We start from the raw sequence: 17,809 nt of genomic DNA, 5'->3' as shown, positions 1-17,809 counted from the left end.
CTACAAGGTTATGTGTACACCTGTAGGAGCTGCCGAAGGCTGCGATCTTTTGATTTTAAGGTTTCACCAACCGCGCATCCAGGCTGTTCTGCGCCAGGCGCTTGGCCTGATCCTGGGTCATGCCCAGATCGGTATACAGCGCGTGGAAGTTCTCGGTGACATACCCGCCGAAGTAGGCCGGGTCATCGGAGTTCACTGTGACCTTAACCCCGCGCTCGAGCATGTCGAGAATATTGTGCTGGGACATGTGATCGAACACGCAGAGTTTGGTGTTCGACAACGGGCACACGGTCAGCGGGATCTGCTCGTCGATGATCCGCTGCATCAAGCGCTCGTCTTCGATGGCGCGCACGCCATGGTCGATGCGCTGGATTTTCAGCAGGTCGAGGGCTTCCCAGATGTACTCGGGCGGGCCTTCTTCACCGGCGTGCGCCACGGTCAGGAAGCCTTCGTTGCGCGCACGATCGAACACCCGCTGGAACTTGCTCGGCGGGTGACCCATCTCCGAACTGTCCAGGCCCACGGCGACAAACACATCGCGGAATGGCAGCGCCTGGTCGAGGGTTTTCTGCGCTTCGTCTTCGCTCAAGTGACGCAGGAAACTGAGGATCAAACCGCTGGTGATGCCCAGCTGCTGCTCGCCATCCTTCAGTGCGGCCGCGATGCCGTTGAGCACTACTTCGAACGGGATGCCACGGTCGGTGTGGGTTTGTGGGTCGAAGAACGGTTCGGTATGAATCACGTTCTGCGCCTTGCAGCGCAACAAGTAGGCCCAGGTCAGGTCGTAGAAATCCTGAGACGTGCGCAACACGTCGGCGCCCTGGTAATACAGGTCGAGAAACTCTTGCAGGTTATTGAAGGCGTAAGCCTTGCGCAGGGTTTCAACGTCGCTCCACGGCAGGGCGATCTTGTTGCGTTCGGCCAGGGCGAACAGCAGCTCAGGTTCCAGCGAACCTTCCAGGTGCAAGTGCAATTCTGCCTTGGGCAGAGCGTTCAGCCAGTCGTACATTTTTGAAATCTCATCAGGTGCAATGAGGGCATTCTACAGATGCCCGCAGAAACAATGAGCAAAACCTGACCAGCCGGTTCATTACACGGTTTCCTGTTCCCGTCGATAGGCGTAGGTATCGGCAAAGCGCGACAGCAGGAACTCGGCGCAGGTGGTGGAAGGATATTTCGCCGGATGCTGATCGTCCTGGCAACCGGGCAGGCATTCAATGACGGTGTCGGGATGCGGTTCGGCAAAGAACGGCATCGAGTACCGGTCCACCCCAAGCGGGCTGATCACCCGGTGCGGCGTCGACAGGTAACGGTCGTTGCTCCAGCGCGCCATCATGTCGCCGAGGTTGACCACGAACGTGCCTTCGATCGGCGGCGCATCGATCCATTCGCCCTGCACGTTGCGCACTTGCAGACCGCCAGCGGCATCCTGGTAGAGCAGGGTGATGCAGCCGTAATCGGTGTGAGCGCCGGCACCTTGCTGATCTTTGGTGCTGGCAGTATGGCGCGGCGGGTAATGAATCATCCGCAGGACACTGACCGGTTCTTTGAAACGGGAATCGAAGAAATCACGCTCAATGCCCAGCGCCAGGGTCGTGGCCCGCAGCAGGGTTTGAGCGAGCGCCTGCATGTCGACGTAGTGTTGCTCCATCAGCGATTCCCAGCCGGGCATCGACGGATGACGATTGGGACCGCGCAAAGGTTTTTCCGCAATAACCTCGGGATGATCGGCCGGCAGGTGCAGGCCCATGTCGAAGGTTTCTTTCAGATCGCTGGGTTTGCTCGGGTCGAGTTGCTCGGTGGCGATGGCGCCATAGCCGCGGTGGTGGCGGGTCTGGGTGATGTCGATCTTGAGTTTTTCGGCGGTGGGCAGGGCGAAGAAACGTTGGGCATGGTCGAGCACGGCATCGATACGCGACGGGGCGATCGGGTGACCCTTGATATAGAAGAAGCCCCATTCGCGGCAGGCATGGTCGATTTGTGTGGCGATCGACTGCCAGGCATTTTGATCAGCGCTGTAGAGCGGGCTGATGTCGATGATTGGGAGTTGGTTCATGCGCAGTCCTTCAGAACGCTGAAAATCCATTGTGGGAGCGAGCCTGCTCGCGATAGCGGACTTACATTCAACATTGATGCTGAATGTAATGGCTTCATCGCGAGCAGGCTCGCTCCCACGGGGTTTCGTGTCTGGCTAAGTCACTTCGGTATCTCGGCCTTCATCCCTTCGACGTAGTAGTTCATCGACGCCAGTTCTGTATTGGTTGCCGTCGCGCCCGCCGGAATTTTCTCCACGCCGGCCTGATCCTTGATCGGCCCGCTGAACGGATGCAGGGCACCGCTCTTGATGTCGGCAATGATCTGCTCGGCTTCGGTTTTCACCGCAGCCGGCACCAGGTCGCTGATCGGCAGCTCAACCGTGCCTTCCTTCAGACCGCCCCAGTAATCCTGGGATTTCCATGTGTGGTCGAGCACGCTTTGGGTCGCCTGAATGTAATGCGGCCCCCAGTCGTTGACGATAGACGTCAGCACCGCTTTCGGCCCGAAGTGCGCCATGTCCGATGCATAACCGACGGCATACACGCCGCGCCGTTCGGCCGCCTGGATCGGTGCCGGGCTGTCGGTGTGCTGGAACACCACGTCCACGCCCTGGTCGATCAGCGCATTGGCGGCGTCGGCTTCCTTGCCCGGGTCGAACCATGAATTGACCCACACCACTTTGATCTCGGTGCCAGGGTTGTACTTGTTCAGGGCCAGTTGAATGGCGTTGATGTCGCGGATCACTTCCGGAATCGGGAAAGAAGCGACGTAGCCGATTTTCTTGGTCTTGGTCATCTTCGCCGCAAGGAAACCGCCGACATAGCGACCCTCGTAAGTGCGCGCCAGGTAAGTGCCAAGGTTCTTGTCCTGCTTGTAGCCGGTGGCGTGTTCGAAAGTCACCTTGGGAAATTGCTTGGCGACTTTCAGGGTCGGGTTCATGTAGCCAAAAGACGTGGTGAAGATCAGGTCGTACTTGTCCTTGGCCATGTTACGGATCACCCGCTCGGCATCGGCGCCCTCGGCGACGTTCTCCACGTAGTTGGTGGTGATCTGCTCGCCGAATTTCTCAGCCAGCGCCTTGCGTCCCTGTTCATGCTGATACGTCCAGCCGTGGTCACCGATCGGACCGATATAGACGAAGCCGACTTTCAGCGGGTCGGCGGCACTCGCGGTCAGGCTGGCGCTCAGACCGATGGCTGCGGCGACAGCGCAAAGCAGCTGCTTCAACGGACGGTTATGCATGAACTGGAACTCCATTTTGTTGTGAGATGGAGGAGGGCAATGCAAATTGCTGACCAACAGGACAACAAAATCAAAAGATCGCAGCCTGCGGCAGCTCCTACATGATTTCGCGTACCCCTGTAGGAGCTGCCGCAGGCTGCGATCTTTTGATGTTCAATTCACCACAGAACCATCCCGGTGCGCCCTCACCAATCCACGCCATCCACTGGTGCGCTAAGGTGTAACGAAACGTTGGCGCCGCCCCGCAGTCAGTAGCTCATCACGCCGATTTCGCTCCGTTCGGCAAAAGGTCCGCGATGCTCACACTCCTCAAGCAAGAAAAGTTTCTGCTGCTGGCCCTGATCGCCGCCTTCGTCGCCTACCCGATGGAGCACTGGCTGCTGCACAGCGGCCAGACCATCGCACTGACCGCCGGCCTGGTACTGATCGCATTCATCGTCGCCGCCTCGATGCGCGTCGCCCATCAAGCCGAGCTGCTCGCTGAAAAAGTCGGCGACCCTTACGGCACGATGATCCTGACCCTGGCAGCGGTATTGGTGGAAGTGGTGATCCTGGCGATCATGATGAGTAACGAAGCCTCAAAAACGCTGGTTCGCGACACGATTTATTCAGCGGTGATGCTCGACATCAACGGCATCCTCGGCCTGGCCGCGTTGATGGGCGGGCTCAAGCACGGTGAACAGTCTTACAACGACGATTCGGCGCGCAGCTACAGCGTGATGATCCTAACCGCCATGGGCGTTTCCATGGTGGTGCCGGAGTTCATTCCCGAGGCCAACTGGAAACTCTATTCAGCCTTCACCATCGGCGCGATGGTCGTGCTCTACGCCTTGTTCCTGCGCATGCAGGTCGGGCCGCACAGTTATTTCTTCAGCTACAGCTACCCGGAAAAACGTCGCAGGAAGGAACCGGACGAAGAGCCCGAACCGATCAATCTGGCGTTGAGCATCGGCACGTTGGTGTTTGGCGTGGTGGTGATCGGCGCATTGGCCGAAGTCATGTCCAAGACCCTCGATCTGGGCCTGGAAGGAACAGGCGCACCGCCGGTGATCACGGCGATTCTGGTGGCGGCAATTTCCGCGGCGCCGGAGATTCTGACCGCGTTGCGGGCGGCATTGGCCAATCGCATGCAGTCGGTGGTCAACATCGCCATGGGTGCATCGCTATCGACGGTGATCCTGACGGTGCCGGTGATGGAAGCGATGGCGCTCTACACTGGCCAGCCATTTCAGATGGCGATGACCCCGGTGCAAACCGTGATGATCTTCATCACCCTGATCGTCAGCGCGATCAACCTCAACGATGGCGAAACTAATGCCATCGAAGGCATGACCCACTTTGTGCTGTTTGCGACGTTCATCATGTTGTCGTTGTTGGGCCTCTGAAACACCACAAGCCACTGTGGGAGCGAGCCTGCTCGCGATGGCGGTGTGTCAGGCACCATTGATCCGACTGACACTCCGTCATCGCGAGCAGGCTCGCTCCCACATGGGACAGGTGTCGTATCAGACGCCGCTGATCAACTGCCGAGCCGCCTGGCTATGATCGGCAATCAACCCTTTCAGATCCAACCCCTCAACCTGACCATCGATCACCCGCCACTTTCCGCCGATCATCACCCGGTCCGCCCGATCCGCGCCGCACAGCAGCAGCGCCGACACCGGATCATGGCTGCCGGAGAAGCGCAGTTCATCCAGTTTGAACAGCGCCAGATCCGCCTGCTTGCCCACCGCCAGTTCACCGATATCGCTGCGCCCGAGCAAACTCGCCGAGCCCTTGGTCGCCCAGCCCAGTACCAATTCCGGCGTAATCTTTTGCGCGCCATAACGCAGCCGCTGGATGTACAGCGCCTGACGGGTTTCGAGGATCATGTTCGACGCATCGTTGGACGCCGAACCGTCCACACCCAGACCCAGCAACGCACCCGCAGCGGTCAGGTCCAGCGTCGGGCAAATGCCGGAGGCCAGGCGCATGTTCGAACTCGGGCAATGGCAAATACCCGTGCCGGCCGCGCCGAGACGGACGATTTCGTCGGGGTTGAAATGAATGCCGTGGGCCAGCCAGGTACGCGGCCCGAGCCAGCCGACGCTGTCCAGATAATCGACAGTACGCAGGCCGAAGCGTTGCAGGCAGAAGTCTTCCTCATCGAGGGTTTCTGCCAGGTGCGTGTGCAGGCGCACGTCGAGGGTGTTCGCCAGTTCGGCGCTGGCGGACATGATTTCCGGGGTCACCGAGAACGGTGAGCACGGCGCCAGGGCGATTTGAATCTGCGCACCATCACCACGCTCGTGGTACGCGGCAATCAAGCGTTGGCTGTCGTCGAGGATCACTTCGCCTTCCTGGACGGTTTGCTGCGGAGGCAGGCCGCCGTCTTTTTCGCCGAGACTCATGGAACCGCGAGTGAGCATGGCGCGCATGCCCAGTTCGCGAACACTCTCGACCTGCACATCGATCGCGTTTTCCAGGCCTTCCGGAAACAGGTAATGGTGATCGGCCGCGGTGGTGCAACCGGACAGCAGCAACTCGGCCAACGCGACTTTCGTAGCGAGGGCAAGTTTTTCAGGGGTGAGACGAGCCCAGACTGGATAGAGGGTTTTCAACCACGGGAACAACGGCTGATTAACCACCGGCGCCCAGGCACGGGTCAGGGTTTGATAGAAGTGGTGATGGGTGTTGATCAGCCCCGGCAGGATCACGTGTTCGCGAGCATCGAAAACGTGGTCACAGGGCGCGGAGGGTTGCTGGCCGGCGCTGAGCACTTCGACGATCAAACCGTCTTGCAGCACCAGACCGCCACGGGCATCGAGCGTGTTGGCTGTGAAAATGGCGAGGGGATTTTTTAACCAGGTACGGGTCGCAGGCATGGTGGCCGGCTCCTCTGAAAGTTGGGTTCAGGGTTGCCAGCTCAGTGTTGCCCTGTCTGCTGATCCAGGGTCGCCACGGGGGCGAGGTGCGGAGTTTCGAACAAAAAAGCTTCGCGGGCAAGCCCGGCCCGACAGGACAACGCGAAACCCCTGTGGGAGCGAGCCTGCTCGCGATGGGGCCATTGCATTCAGCATTAATTTTGAATGTCAGACCGCTATCGCGAGCAGGCTCGCTCCCACAGGGGAATGTGGTGATTACCAGGGAATGGTCTCACCCCTGTAGTTCACAAAATGATGTCCACCCTTGCCGGCATACGCATTCACCTGATCGATCAGCCCGCGGGTGCTGGTTTCCACATCAATGTCCGCGCCTTCACCGCCCATATCAGTCTTCACCCAACCCGGATGCAGCGACAGCACGGTGAGTTTCTGTTCACCCAATTGGGTGACGAAGCTGTTGGTCATGGAGTTCAGCGCCGCTTTGCTGGCCTTGTACAGCGCCAGCTCCGGCGCGTCGGGCATGGTCACGCTGCCCAGCACCGAACTCATGAACGCCAGCACGCCGCTGTCTTCACGAATCTGCCCGACAAAACGCTGGGCCAGATTGATCGGCGCCACGGCGTTGGTGAAGAACAATTGACCGACCTCGGCCAACGTCGCGCCGCCCGGCGTCTGGACCTCCGGGCCCTTGACCCCGGCATTCACGAACAACAGGTCGAACACTTCATTCTTGAGTTGTTGGCTCAGGGCGATGACCGCTTGCTGATCGTCCATGTCGAGTTTTTCGATCCGCACCTTGCCCAACGCTTGCAAGGCTTCGGCGCTCTGCGGGTTGCGCACGGTGGCGGTGACTTGCCAACCGTCGGCCAGCAGCGTTTTCACCAGACCGAGGCCCAAGCCTCGGGAGGCACCGATGATGAGTGCGGTTTTTACCGTAGACATGAATGGCTTCCTTGATGGATGAGAATCACGGATTTAAAGGACAACGTTGACCGAGCCGATGTTGCAGTTCCTGACGCAAGACATCGAGCTCGGCCATGCGGGTTTCGATCAGGTTCAGTTTGTCTTGCAGCAGCTGGGTAATGGCATTGGCTGGGTCGGGTGCCTGCCACAACGCGGCGACGCTGCTGCCGATCTCGCCAAGGGTAAAGCCCAACCGCTGAGCGGTCTTGATGTACAGCACCAGTTGCACCATCTCCGCCGGATAGTCGCGATAACCGTTGGCACTGCGTTGCGCCGCAATCAGTCCGCGCTGCTCGTAGAAGCGCAGCGTGTCGCGGCTCACAGCGCTGGCCAGGGCTAATTCACCGATGCGCATCATGACGTCTCGAGAGGGCTTGACCCTGGAGCATACTCCAGGCTTTAGCCTTGTTGCTCCCTGAATTTATGGAGCAATGCCGATGTGGACTTCAACGCAATATCGTCAAGTGGTGCGTGGCAGTGCGTGGTACGACCTGATCGTGACCGCTGCTTTTGTGACACCGTGGAGTTTTGCGGCGTTGCATGGTGTGTTGTTGAGCGTGAGTCAGGCTTTCAATCTGCCTGGTGAGCTACCGTCGTTCGAGCCGATGCACATGCTGATGGCGAATTTGTTGGGTTCGATTGTGTGTGTCTGGGCGGTGCTGCGGATTCGTGATCCGCAGCAGGTGTTTGGGCGGTATGACGCGGTGGGGCGGTTTCTGTTTTCGGCTTGGCAGCTGTATGCCTTGCTCCACGGCGCCAGTTCATTGCTGGTTGTTTTCTTGGTCTTTGAATTGGCGTGGGGCGTTGTTCAGGTGATGCCAGTGCGGCAGCCATCGCGAGCAGGCTCGCTCCCACAGTAGATTTGTATTCATCACAAAAATCCGATTCGACTCGGTCAACTGTGGGACCGAGCCTGCTCGGGATAAGGCCCGTGCAGGCAACCACTAATGCCCGGCCTGCCACGGCTGCCCCAACGAAACCGGCGCATACAACCGTGTGCGCACGGCATCCCGGGACAACAGCACCAACACCACAATGGTCGCGACATACGGCAGCATCGCCAGCAGGCTCGACGGAATCGCCAGCCCCAACCCCTGCGCCACCAAATGCAGGATGCTGGCGAGCCCGAACAGATACGCCCCGAGCAGCAATCGCCATACCCGCCAACTGGCAAACACCACCAGCGCCAAGGCAATCCAGCCACGACCGGCGCTCATGTTTTCCGCCCACATCGGCGTGTACGCCAGGGACAGATAAGCTCCGGCCAACCCCGCCATTGCCCCGCCAAACAGCACCGCCAGCGTACGCACGCGCAACACCGGCAAGCCCATGGCGCTGGCCGCGTCCGGGTTTTCGCCGACCGCCTGAATAATCAACCCGACGCGACTTTTCAGAATCAACCAAGCCACTAACGTGAACAGCGCGAACGACAGATACACCAACAAGTCCTGGGCAAACAGCATCCGCCCGATCAGCGGGATTTCACTCAACAACGGAATCGCCACCGGCTCAAAACCCGCCAACGGTTTACCAACCCACGCTGCGCCGACAAAGGTCGACAGGCCCACGCCGAAGATCGTCAGCGCCAACCCGGTCGCCACTTGATTGGCGTTGAACACCAGTGCCACCAAGGAAAACAGCGACGACAACAGCATCCCGGCGAGCATTGCCAGCAACACGCCGAGCCAGAGATTGCCGCTGTTCAGCGCGACGATAAAACCGATCACCGCGCCAAACAGCATCATGCCTTCCTGCCCGAGATTGAGGACGCCACTCTTTTCGCAAATCAGCTCGCCCAGCGCCACCAGCAACAACGGCGTACCGCAACGGACCATGGCGTAGAAAATATTGCTCAGCAGATCGATATCCATCACAAGGCTCCTGCGTGTACGGCGGTGGTCGAAGTGCGTCGTACCCAGAGCAAGTTCAAACGCGGTCGGTAGAGAATCAGTACGTCACTGGCCAGCAGGAAAAACAGCATCATCCCCTGGAACAATTGAGTGATGGCTTGCGGCAGGTTCATGCTCATCTGCGCGCTCTCGCCACCGATGTACAGCAGCGCCATCAACAGGCTGGAAAACAGAATGCCGATGGGATTCAGTCGCCCGAGAAACGCCACAGTGATCGCCGCATAGCCGTAACCCGGCGAGACCTGCGGCACCAGTTGGCCGATCGGCCCGGTGACTTCGCACACGCCGGCCAGCCCCGCCAAACCGCCGCTGATCAACAGCGCCAACCAGATCAGCCGCTTCTCACGAAAGCCGACGAAACCGGCGGCGCGCTTGTCCAGCCCGAGCACTTTGATCTGAAACCCGACAAAGCTTTTCTGCAGCAACACCCACACCGCCACCAGCGCGAGCAAGGCGAAATACACACCGGCATGAACCCGACCGTCCTCCATCAACAGCGGCAGTCGACTGGCATCGCCGAACATCGCCGACTCTGGAAAGTTGAACCCGGCCGGGTCCTTCAGCGGTCCGTGGACGCAGAACAGCAGCAGGTTCAGGGCGATGTAATTGAGCATGATGCTGGTGAGGATTTCATTGGCGTTGAAGCGCGTGCGCAACCACGCCGTCAGCCCGGCCCACGCGGCGCCGGCCAAGGTGCCGACCACCAGGATTAGCACCAGCGCCCAGCGACTTTGCATCTCGATAATGTTCACTGCCAACGCACTGCCGGCGAGGGCGCCGAGCAACAACTGACCTTCGGCGCCGATGTTCCAGATCCGCGCCTGATACGCCACCGCCAGGCCCAATGCGCAGAGCAGAATCGGCAACGCTTTGACCAACAATTCGGAGACGCCGTACAAGTCGCTGATCGGTGCAATCAGCAACGTGTGCAAGGTCAGCAACGGATCGTGGCCTAGCGCGATAAACAGCATTGAGCCACAGCCCAGCGTCAACACGGCCGCCAGCAAGGGTGAGCACCACAACATCAGGCGCGATTGCTGGCCACGGGGTTCGAGAGAAAGCAGCATGTGAAACTCCGTTAAAGCGCTACGGGGGCAGGTGATTGAGGGGCGACGAACTGGCCGGCCATCCAGCCGCCGACGTCGCTCAGGCGGGTGTCGACGGTGGCCTGCAATGGCGATAGCAGACCGCCGCACAGGGCGCCGAGGCGGTCGCTGATCTGGAACAGTTCGTCGAGGTCTTCAGAGATCACCAGAATCGCCGCGCCAGCGTCGCGCAAGGCAATCAACGCCCGGTGAATGGTCGCGGCTGCGCCGACGTCCACGCCCCAGGTCGGGTGCGCGGCCACCAGCAATTTAGGCTGCTGAAGGATCTCCCGGCCGAGGATGAATTTCTGCAAGTTGCCGCCGGACAGGCTGCGAGCCGGTGCCTGGGCATCGGGTGTCTTGACCCCGAAGCGGCGAATGATGTCTTCGGCCAGCGCTTCGACCTTGCCGCGCTGGATCAGACCGTTGCTGACCAACCCTTGTTGAAAGGCGGTGAGCAGGGCGTTATCTGCCAGGCTCAGCTCCGGCACCGCGCCATGGCCCAGACGCTCGGCGGGGACGAACGCCAAGCCAAGTTTGCGTCGTGCATCCGGCCGCAAATGGGCCACCGGTTGCCCGCCGAAACTGATCGTTGCGCTGTCATCGCGGGGCAACCGTTCTTCACCACTGAGCAAGGCCAGCAACTCATCCTGACCATTGCCGGCCACCCCGGCGACTCCTACGATTTCGCCGCTGCGCACGTCGAAATCAATATTCTTCAGAGAGCAGCCGAACGGGTCCGGGTTGTGCCAGGACAACCCCGTCACGTTCAAAAACGCAGCAGCGCCAATGACCTTTGGATACTCGGTGATCAGCTCGGCGGCTTCACCAACCATCAATTGCGCCAGTTGCCGGTCCGAACACTCGGCCGGCACGCAATGCCCGGCCACCCGGCCACCGCGCAACACCGTGGCGCTGTGGCACAACGCGCGCACTTCGCCGAGCTTGTGGCTGATAAACAGAATGCTGCAGCCCTCGGCGGCCAGTCGACGCAAAGTGACAAACAATTCGTCGGCCTCTTGCGGAGTCAGTACCGACGTCGGCTCATCGAGAATCAATAGGCGGATGTCTTGCATCAGGCAGCGAATGATTTCCACCCGCTGACGCTCGCCGATGGACAGGCTGTGGACAAGTCGCTCTGGTTCCAGGGCCATGCCGTAGCGTTGGGACACTTCACGAATCTTCGGCTCAAGCTGCTTCGGTGTTCCTGCCGCAGCGCCCATTGCCAGCGCGATGTTCTGCGCCACGCTCAGGGTTTCGAACAGCGAGAAATGCTGGAACACCATGCCAATCCCGAGGCCGCGAGCCTGGGCCGGATTGCGCATGGTCACGCGCTGGCCCTGCCAGATCATTTCCCCTGAGTCGGCGTGAGTGACGCCGTAGATGATCTTCATCAGGGTACTTTTGCCCGCACCGTTTTCGCCGAGCAGGGCGTGGATTTCACCGGGCGCAATGCTCAAGTCGATGGCATCGTTGGCCAGGCAACCGGGATAACGTTTGCTGATTCTGCGCAATTGCAGGCGGGGTATTTGATCGAGGATCGGCACGGGGTTGGACATGACAGGCTCAGGTCGACAGAAGTTATACCTGGGGATAAAGCAATTTCCTGGCCATTGAGTCAGGAAATCGGCAAAGCCTTGCTGGCATAGGCGTTGTGGAGGATGCCCCGTCATATTCCAATTCCGAATCAGGCACCACTTGAGGGCACGTTCTTTGATCAGGCTCTGGTTTTGCGCGCGGTGAATTGATCAAAAAACGAGCAATACCCTGCAAGCTATGTCGGACTTGGGGCTGCGCCAGCCATGAACGGGTTATCCACAGGTTGTTCCACAGTATTTGTGCGCAAGCCGACTGGAGGGGTATAAGCACTGAGGGGCTTTCTTCTAATGGCGATAAACCGCTCTAACTGATTGTTTTTGCATGGAATAAATGTTGTTGCTCGGGATTTGGATGAAAAATGAGCAAAGCCCGCAAAGCCGCATGACAGAAGGGTTACAGCAGAATGTGCTCAGGTTATCCACAGCCGGGTACACAGCAGATGTGGGCAAGTATCGAAGGCAGGGCAAATCGGGGCGCCCCAAAAGATCGCAGCGCCCACAGGCGCGTAGGAGCTGCCGCAAGCTGCGATCTTTTGATCTTTTGATCTTTTATTGCTGCAACAAAATGCGCCCGCGACTCAAATCCGCCAGTTGCATCTGCAAGGTCGCTATTTGCCCCTCGCCGATCGCCAATTGCAGTTCCACGCCATTGGCCGTGAAGGTTTCCTCCACCACCAAACCGCCCAGTTCCGCTACCCGGAGCTTCACCAGCGCCAACTCGCCAAACGCACAGGCACAACTGACCGGCACCCGGCTGATCAGCTCGACCTTCGGTGCCCCTTGCAGGCATTTGTTGGCACCGCCGCCATAGGCCCGGGCGAGGCCGCCGGTGCCCAGTTGAATGCCGCCATACCAGCGGATCACCAGCACCGCGACCTGATCGCAATCCTGCGCTTCGATCGCTGCCAGAATCGGTCGGCCAGCGGTGCCGCCGGGTTCGCCATCATCGTTGCTGCGATATTGATCGCCGAGTTTCCAGGCCCAGCAATTGTGCGAGGCGTTCAAATCACTGTGCTGCTCGATGAACGCCTGGGCGTCGACTGCGCTAGTGATTGGCCCGGCGAGGGTGATGAAGCGGCTTTTGCGAATCTCTTCGCGGTATTCGCAAAAGCCGCTGAGGGTAAAAGGCATAGGTGTCTTAGATAGCAGGCGTCAGGCCGCAGCCTTTGAGAATGATGCGGATCAGGTTGTTGCCGGCGTCCTCCATGTCTTGCTTGGTCAACTTGGTGCGCCCGGTGACACGGCAGATCTGCGTGGCAAAATCGGCGTAATGCTGGGTGCTGCCCCACAGCAGGAAGATCAGATGCACCGGGTCGACCGGGTCCATTTTGCCGGCGTCGATCCACGCCTGAAACACTGCGGCCCGGCCCTGAAACCAGATGCGGTAGTCCTGGTTGAAATGCGCGCTCAGGCATTCGCCGCCGCTGATGACCTCCATGGCGAAGACCCGCGAAGCCTGCGGCTGGCGCCGGGAGAATTCCATTTTTGCGCGGATGTATCGCGTCAATGCTTCTGCCGGATCATCCTCGACGGTCAGGGTATTGAAGGTGCTGTCCCACAATTCAAGGATGTTACTCAGCACCGCCACGTACAAACCGAGTTTGTTGGTGAAGTAGTAATGCAGATTCGCTTTGGGCAACCCGGCATTCTGCGCGATGGTGTTCATGCTGGTGCCTTTGAACCCGTGACGGGCGAACTCGTCTTCGGCGGCTTTGATGATGGTCTCTTCGTTCTTCTGACGAATGCGGCTGGCGGGTTTGCCGCCGTGGGCTGGGACTTCAAAGGTCATAGGCACTTCCGAACAGGGTAGATGGGTGCAACCAGATGCGTTGATAGCGCACCCGCAGGTCTCAGACAAGTCCTGTTGCGATAAAACCTGAACACCATAATCCCTGTGGGAGCGGGCTTGCTTGCGAAGGCGGTGTGTCAGTTGCATAAATATTGACTGACACTCCCTTTTCGCGAGCAAGTCGGATCGCCGCACCGCCGTTCCCACAAGTTCTCAGCGCGTCGCCGCCAGGCTCTCCAGAAAACTTTCCAGCACCAAGTGGGGACGACGGCCCTTGCGGGTGACCGATGCCAGACTCAGGTCATAAAAACGCGCCTTGGGTTTCAGTGCACGCAATCGGCCCTGCTGCACCCAGAGGCTGGCGTAATGATCCGGCAGATAACCGATGTAGCGCCCGGTCAGAATCAGAAATGCCATGCCTTCGCGATCCGACGCACTGGCGGTGCAGTTGAGCGCTTGATAGTGGGCCTGGATCTCGGCGGGCAAGCGGAAGGTCGGGGCGATGGCGTCCTGGCTGTTAAGGCGTTCATCGTCCAGTTGTTTGTCGTCGACATAGAACAACGGATGGCCGACCGCGCAATACAGCAGCGAGCGTTCGCTATAGAGCGGCTGATATTCCAGGCCCGATAGCGCACTGGCTTGCGGCACCACGCCAACATGCAAGCGACCGTCGAGCACGCCTTGTTCGACTTCATTGGGCGCGATCATGCGGATCTGGATTTGCACGTCCGGACCACGCTCCTTCAACTGCGCCAGGGCGTGAGTAATGCGCATGTGGGGCAGGGTAACCAGATTGTCGGTCAGACCGATGGTCAACTCGCCACGCAAGTGTTGGTGCAGGCCGTTGACCTCGGTGCGGAAACTTTCCAGCGCACTTAATAGCTGCAACGCCGATTGGTAAACCTCACGGCCTTCTTCGGTCAGGGAAAAACCGGCACGACCGCGTTGGCACAGACGCAGGCCGAGGCGTTGCTCCAGATCGCTCATCTGCTGGCTGATCGCCGAGCGACCGATCCCCAGCACCGATTCTGCCGCGGAGAAACCGCCGCATTCCACGACGCTGCGAAAAATCCGCAACAGGCGGATATCAAAGTCACTGACTTGCGCCAGCGGATCGGGACGACGGCTGCTCATGCTTTGTTTACTCAAAGTTTAGTAGCGGGCTGACTGAAGGTTAGAAAAGTTGGATTTCACCGACTTTATCTCCGTGGCAATTTAGCTGCAAGAAAGCTTTTCATCTCCACGCCGCTTATTGCCCTGCGAGGTTTTGCCCATGAACGTGCCTGAAAACGCCCCGACTTCCCTGGCCAGCCAGCTCAAGCTCGATGCTCACTGGATGCCCTACACCGCGAACCGCAATTTCCAGCGCGACCCGCGACTGATCGTGGCAGCCGAAGGCAGTTGGCTGACAGACGACAAGGGCCGCAAGGTCTACGATTCGCTCTCGGGTCTGTGGACCTGCGGCGCCGGGCACACCCGCAAGGAAATTCAGGAAGCGGTGGCCAAACAGTTGGGCACCCTCGATTACTCGCCGGGCTTCCAGTACGGTCACCCACTGTCGTTCCAGTTGGCCGAGAAAATCACCGACCTGACGCCGGGCAATCTGAATCACGTGTTCTTCACCGACTCGGGTTCCGAGTGTGCAGACACGGCGGTGAAAATGGTGCGTGCTTACTGGCGCCTGAAAGGCCAGGCCACCAAAACCAAAATGATCGGTCGCGCTCGTGGTTATCACGGCGTGAACATCGCCGGCACCAGCCTCGGCGGCGTGAGCGGTAATCGCAAACTGTTCGGTCAGGCGATGATGGACGTCGATCACCTGCCGCACACTTTGCTGGCGAGCAATGCGTTTTCCCGTGGGATGCCGGAGCAAGGTGGTATCGCCCTGGCCGATGAACTGCTCAAGCTGATCGAGCTGCACGATGCCTCGAACATTGCTGCGGTATTCGTCGAACCAATGGCTGGCTCCGCTGGCGTACTGGTTCCTCCGCAGGGTTACCTCAAGCGTCTGCGCGAGATCTGCGATCAGCACAATATCCTGCTGGTGTTCGACGAAGTGATCACCGGTTTCGGTCGTACCGGTTCGATGTTCGGCGCCGACAGCTTCGGCGTGACTCCTGACCTGATGTGCATTGCCAAGCAAGTCACCAACGGCGCGATCCCGATGGGTGCAGTGATTGCCAGCTCCGAGATCTACCAAACCTTCATGAACCAGGCGACGCCTGAGTACGCAGTGGAATTCCCGCACGGCTACACCTATTCCGCGCACCCGGTGGCTTGCGCTGCGGGCCTGGCGGCACTCGACCTGCTGCAAAAGGAAAACCTGGTGCAGAGCGTGGCGGAAGTGGCACCGCATTTCGAAAATGCGTTGCATGGTTTGAAGGGCTCGAAAAACGTCATCGACATTCGTAACTACGGGTTGGCCGGTGCCATCCAGATTGCACCTCGCGACGGCGATGCCATCGTGCGTCCGTTCGAAGCCGGCATGGCTCTGTGGAAAGCCGGGTTCTACGTGCGCTTCGGCGGCGACACCCTGCAGTTCGGCCCAACCTTCAACAGCAAGCCGCAAGACCTCGATCGCTTGTTCGACGCGGTCGGCGAAGTGCTGAACAAAATCGACTGATTTTTCCTTCTATATAAAGGCGTCCTTTAGTGGGCGCCTGTGGACAACTTTTCAGGAGCCCCGCATGAGCCTTATCCCGCATTTGATCAATGGCGAACTGGTGACCGAAGACGGTCGTACGGCCGACGTGTTCAACCCGTCCACCGGTCAGGCGATCCACAAGCTGCCATTGGCCAGCCGTGAAACCATTCAAAAAGCCATCGATTCGGCCAAAGCTGCGTTCCCGGCCTGGCGTAACACTCCGCCGGCCAAGCGTGCTCAGGTGATGTTCCGCTTCAAGCAACTGCTGGAACAGAACGAAGCCCGCATTGCACAACTGATCAGCGAAGAGCACGGCAAGACCCTGGAAGATGCGGCCGGTGAATTGAAGCGCGGGATCGAGAACGTCGAGTTCGCCTGTGCTGCACCGGAAATTCTCAAGGGCGAGTACAGCCGTAACGTAGGGCCGAACATTGATGCCTGGTCGGATTTCCAGCCATTGGGCGTGGTGGCCGGTATTACCCCGTTCAACTTCCCGGCCATGGTGCCGCTGTGGATGTATCCGCTGGCGATCGTCTGCGGCAACTGCTTTATTCTGAAACCGTCCGAGCGCGATCCAAGCTCGACGCTGCTGATTGCTCAGCTGTTGTTGGAAGCCGGTCTGCCGAAAGGCGTGCTGAGTGTGGTGCATGGCGACAAGGTTGCGGTGGATGCCTTGATTGAAGCGCCGGAAGTCAAAGCGCTGAGCTTTGTCGGTTCGACGCCGATTGCCGAATACATTTACGCCGAAGGCACCAAGCGCGGCAAACGCGTCCAGGCGCTGGGCGGGGCGAAGAACCACGCGGTATTAATGCCGGATGCGGATCTGGATAACGCCGTCAGCGCACTGATGGGCGCGGCGTACGGTTCGTGCGGTGAGCGCTGCATGGCGATCTCGGTGGCCGTGTGCGTCGGCGATCAGGTGGCCGATGCGCTGGTGGCCAAACTGGTGCCGCAGGTCAAGGCGCTGAAAATCGGTGCGGGTATGACCTGTGGCCTGGATATGGGGCCGCTGGTTTCCGGTCAGGCTCGCGATAAAGTCAGTGGCTATATAGAAGACGGCGTTTCAGCAGGTGCGACCTTGGTGGTGGATGGTCGTGGTCTGAGCGTGGCCGGTCATGAAGAAGGTTTCTTCCTGGGTGGTTGCCTGTTCGATAACGTCACGCCAGAGATGCGCATCTATAAAGAAGAAATCTTCGGTCCGGTGCTGTGCGTCGTTCGGGTCAACAGCCTGGAAGAGGCGATGCAACTGATCAACGATCACGAGTATGGCAACGGCACCTGTATCTTCACGCGTGATGGGGAAGCGGCGCGGTTGTTCTGCGATGAGATTGAAGTGGGCATGGTCGGCGTCAACGTGCCATTGCCGGTGCCAGTGGCTTATCACAGTTTTGGCGGTTGGAAGCGTTCGCTGTTTGGCGATCTGCATGCGTATGGTCCGGATGGCGTGCGTTTCTACACTCGTCGCAAGGCTATTACCCAGCGCTGGCCGCAACGAGCGAGCCATGAGGCTTCGCAGTTCGCATTCCCTAGCTTGTAAGTAGAAGGGAAGAAGGCCGACCTCTTGAGGTCGGCCTTCGTGTTTTCGGGCTTTTTTGGCCTATATGACAGAAATGTGAAAATTGGTGTTGACGGCAGATTCTGGAAGTCTATAATTCGCCCCACTTCCGGCGCAGTCGA

Annotated in this window: 16 protein-coding genes; 4 read left to right on the top strand and 12 right to left on the bottom strand. The window is 59.2% G+C overall.

All coding sequences use genetic code 11. The annotated features are described in order from the left end of the window. Positions 1-55: 55 nt before the first annotated feature. The 3 genes from BK662_RS14120 to BK662_RS14110 form a co-directional block, all read right to left on the bottom strand. Complete coding sequence (locus BK662_RS14120) at positions 56-1,009, bottom strand: adenosine deaminase (RefSeq protein WP_123358572.1); 954 nt, start codon at positions 1,007-1,009, stop codon at positions 56-58. Between the two features lie 81 nt (positions 1,010-1,090). After that, positions 1,091-2,056 (bottom strand): 2-oxoglutarate and iron-dependent oxygenase domain-containing protein, encoded by a 966-nt coding sequence (locus BK662_RS14115; protein WP_123358811.1) that lies wholly within the window; start codon positions 2,054-2,056, stop codon positions 1,091-1,093. Between the two features lie 140 nt (positions 2,057-2,196). Beyond that, positions 2,197-3,279 (bottom strand): BMP family ABC transporter substrate-binding protein, encoded by a 1,083-nt coding sequence (locus tag BK662_RS14110; RefSeq protein ID WP_123358571.1) that lies wholly within the window; start codon positions 3,277-3,279, stop codon positions 2,197-2,199. A gap of 296 nt (positions 3,280-3,575) precedes the next feature. Here BK662_RS14110 and BK662_RS14105 point away from each other — a divergent pair, with 296 nt between their 5' ends. Continuing rightward, on the top strand, positions 3,576-4,664 hold the full coding sequence (locus BK662_RS14105) for a calcium:cation antiporter (protein ID WP_123358570.1): 1,089 nt from the start codon (positions 3,576-3,578) through the stop codon (positions 4,662-4,664). A 120-nt stretch (positions 4,665-4,784) separates the two neighbouring features. Here BK662_RS14105 and BK662_RS14100 read toward each other — a convergent pair whose 3' ends face one another. The 3 genes from BK662_RS14100 to BK662_RS14090 all read right to left on the bottom strand — a co-directional run bounded on the left by BK662_RS14100 (position 4,785) and on the right by BK662_RS14090 (position 7,461). Next, positions 4,785-6,143, bottom strand: a complete 1,359-nt coding sequence (locus BK662_RS14100; protein ID WP_123358569.1) for an 8-oxoguanine deaminase — start codon at positions 6,141-6,143, stop codon at positions 4,785-4,787. 255 nt (positions 6,144-6,398) lie between these two features. Continuing rightward, positions 6,399-7,085 carry an SDR family oxidoreductase gene (locus BK662_RS14095; protein ID WP_123358568.1) on the bottom strand — a complete coding sequence of 229 codons (687 nt, stop codon included), beginning with the start codon at positions 7,083-7,085 and terminating at the stop codon, positions 6,399-6,401. 25 nt (positions 7,086-7,110) lie between these two features. Further along, positions 7,111-7,461, bottom strand: coding sequence for a MerR family transcriptional regulator (locus BK662_RS14090; protein WP_123358810.1), 351 nt, complete (start codon positions 7,459-7,461; stop codon positions 7,111-7,113). 82 nt (positions 7,462-7,543) lie between these two features. Here BK662_RS14090 and BK662_RS14085 point away from each other — a divergent pair, with 82 nt between their 5' ends. After that, entirely contained in the window at positions 7,544-7,966 is a 423-nt protein-coding gene (locus tag BK662_RS14085) for a hypothetical protein (protein ID WP_123358567.1), read from the top strand. Positions 7,967-8,050: 84 nt separating this feature from the next. On the opposite strand, the gene BK662_RS14080 is transcribed toward BK662_RS14085, so the two are convergent. The 6 genes from BK662_RS14080 to BK662_RS14055 all read right to left on the bottom strand — a co-directional run bounded on the left by BK662_RS14080 (position 8,051) and on the right by BK662_RS14055 (position 14,622). After that, positions 8,051-8,977 carry an ABC transporter permease gene (locus tag BK662_RS14080; RefSeq protein ID WP_123358566.1) on the bottom strand — a complete coding sequence of 309 codons (927 nt, stop codon included), beginning with the start codon at positions 8,975-8,977 and terminating at the stop codon, positions 8,051-8,053. Further along, complete coding sequence (locus BK662_RS14075; protein ID WP_123358565.1) at positions 8,977-10,083, bottom strand: ABC transporter permease; 1,107 nt, start codon at positions 10,081-10,083, stop codon at positions 8,977-8,979. The genes BK662_RS14080 and BK662_RS14075 overlap by 1 nt, the downstream gene beginning before the upstream one ends. Positions 10,084-10,094: 11 nt before the next feature. Further along, complete coding sequence (locus BK662_RS14070; RefSeq protein ID WP_123358564.1) at positions 10,095-11,660, bottom strand: ABC transporter ATP-binding protein; 1,566 nt, start codon at positions 11,658-11,660, stop codon at positions 10,095-10,097. 588 nt (positions 11,661-12,248) lie between these two features. Beyond that, positions 12,249-12,830 (bottom strand): IMPACT family protein, encoded by a 582-nt coding sequence (locus BK662_RS14065; protein ID WP_123358563.1) that lies wholly within the window; start codon positions 12,828-12,830, stop codon positions 12,249-12,251. Between the two features lie 7 nt (positions 12,831-12,837). Further along, positions 12,838-13,488 carry a TetR/AcrR family transcriptional regulator gene (locus BK662_RS14060; RefSeq protein WP_038978834.1) on the bottom strand — a complete coding sequence of 217 codons (651 nt, stop codon included), beginning with the start codon at positions 13,486-13,488 and terminating at the stop codon, positions 12,838-12,840. 213 nt (positions 13,489-13,701) lie between these two features. After that, positions 13,702-14,622: a LysR family transcriptional regulator gene (locus BK662_RS14055; protein WP_008006295.1), complete on the bottom strand. Its 921-nt coding sequence runs from the start codon at positions 14,620-14,622 to the stop codon at positions 13,702-13,704. Between the two features lie 139 nt (positions 14,623-14,761). On the opposite strand from BK662_RS14055, the gene aptA reads away from it, so the two are divergent. Beyond that, positions 14,762-16,111, top strand: coding sequence for an omega-aminotransferase AptA (gene aptA, locus BK662_RS14050; protein ID WP_123358562.1), 1,350 nt, complete (start codon positions 14,762-14,764; stop codon positions 16,109-16,111). A gap of 64 nt (positions 16,112-16,175) precedes the next feature. Continuing rightward, positions 16,176-17,669 (top strand): CoA-acylating methylmalonate-semialdehyde dehydrogenase, encoded by a 1,494-nt coding sequence (locus BK662_RS14045; RefSeq protein WP_123358561.1) that lies wholly within the window; start codon positions 16,176-16,178, stop codon positions 17,667-17,669. Positions 17,670-17,809 lie beyond the last annotated feature (140 nt).

The organism is Pseudomonas frederiksbergensis, from assembly GCF_003732275.1.
In the GTDB taxonomy this organism is placed as follows: domain Bacteria; phylum Pseudomonadota; class Gammaproteobacteria; order Pseudomonadales; family Pseudomonadaceae; genus Aquipseudomonas; species Aquipseudomonas frederiksbergensis_H.
Note: the sequence above shows the minus strand (reverse complement) of the source record. Positions and strands in the feature narration are given on the sequence as shown.

What these genes read in the sequence shown, in the direction of transcription:
- BK662_RS14090 (WP_123358810.1), bottom strand. Translation starts at nt 7,461, where the DNA reads ATGCGCATCGGTGAATTAGCCCTGGCCAGCGCTGTGAGCCGCGACACG.
- BK662_RS14070 (WP_123358564.1), bottom strand. Translation starts at nt 11,660, where the DNA reads ATGTCCAACCCCGTGCCGATCCTCGATCAAATACCCCGCCTGCAATTG.
- aptA (WP_123358562.1), top strand. Translation starts at nt 14,762, where the DNA reads ATGAACGTGCCTGAAAACGCCCCGACTTCCCTGGCCAGCCAGCTCAAG.
- BK662_RS14085 (WP_123358567.1), top strand. Translation starts at nt 7,544, where the DNA reads ATGTGGACTTCAACGCAATATCGTCAAGTGGTGCGTGGCAGTGCGTGG.
- BK662_RS14080 (WP_123358566.1), bottom strand. Translation starts at nt 8,977, where the DNA reads ATGGATATCGATCTGCTGAGCAATATTTTCTACGCCATGGTCCGTTGC.
- BK662_RS14045 (WP_123358561.1), top strand. Translation starts at nt 16,176, where the DNA reads ATGAGCCTTATCCCGCATTTGATCAATGGCGAACTGGTGACCGAAGAC.
- BK662_RS14055 (WP_008006295.1), bottom strand. Translation starts at nt 14,622, where the DNA reads ATGAGCAGCCGTCGTCCCGATCCGCTGGCGCAAGTCAGTGACTTTGAT.
- BK662_RS14120 (WP_123358572.1), bottom strand. Translation starts at nt 1,009, where the DNA reads ATGTACGACTGGCTGAACGCTCTGCCCAAGGCAGAATTGCACTTGCAC.
- BK662_RS14060 (WP_038978834.1), bottom strand. Translation starts at nt 13,488, where the DNA reads ATGACCTTTGAAGTCCCAGCCCACGGCGGCAAACCCGCCAGCCGCATT.
- BK662_RS14075 (WP_123358565.1), bottom strand. Translation starts at nt 10,083, where the DNA reads ATGCTGCTTTCTCTCGAACCCCGTGGCCAGCAATCGCGCCTGATGTTG.
- BK662_RS14100 (WP_123358569.1), bottom strand. Translation starts at nt 6,143, where the DNA reads ATGCCTGCGACCCGTACCTGGTTAAAAAATCCCCTCGCCATTTTCACA.
- BK662_RS14110 (WP_123358571.1), bottom strand. Translation starts at nt 3,279, where the DNA reads ATGCATAACCGTCCGTTGAAGCAGCTGCTTTGCGCTGTCGCCGCAGCC.
- BK662_RS14105 (WP_123358570.1), top strand. Translation starts at nt 3,576, where the DNA reads ATGCTCACACTCCTCAAGCAAGAAAAGTTTCTGCTGCTGGCCCTGATC.
- BK662_RS14095 (WP_123358568.1), bottom strand. Translation starts at nt 7,085, where the DNA reads ATGTCTACGGTAAAAACCGCACTCATCATCGGTGCCTCCCGAGGCTTG.
- BK662_RS14115 (WP_123358811.1), bottom strand. Translation starts at nt 2,056, where the DNA reads ATGAACCAACTCCCAATCATCGACATCAGCCCGCTCTACAGCGCTGAT.
- BK662_RS14065 (WP_123358563.1), bottom strand. Translation starts at nt 12,830, where the DNA reads ATGCCTTTTACCCTCAGCGGCTTTTGCGAATACCGCGAAGAGATTCGC.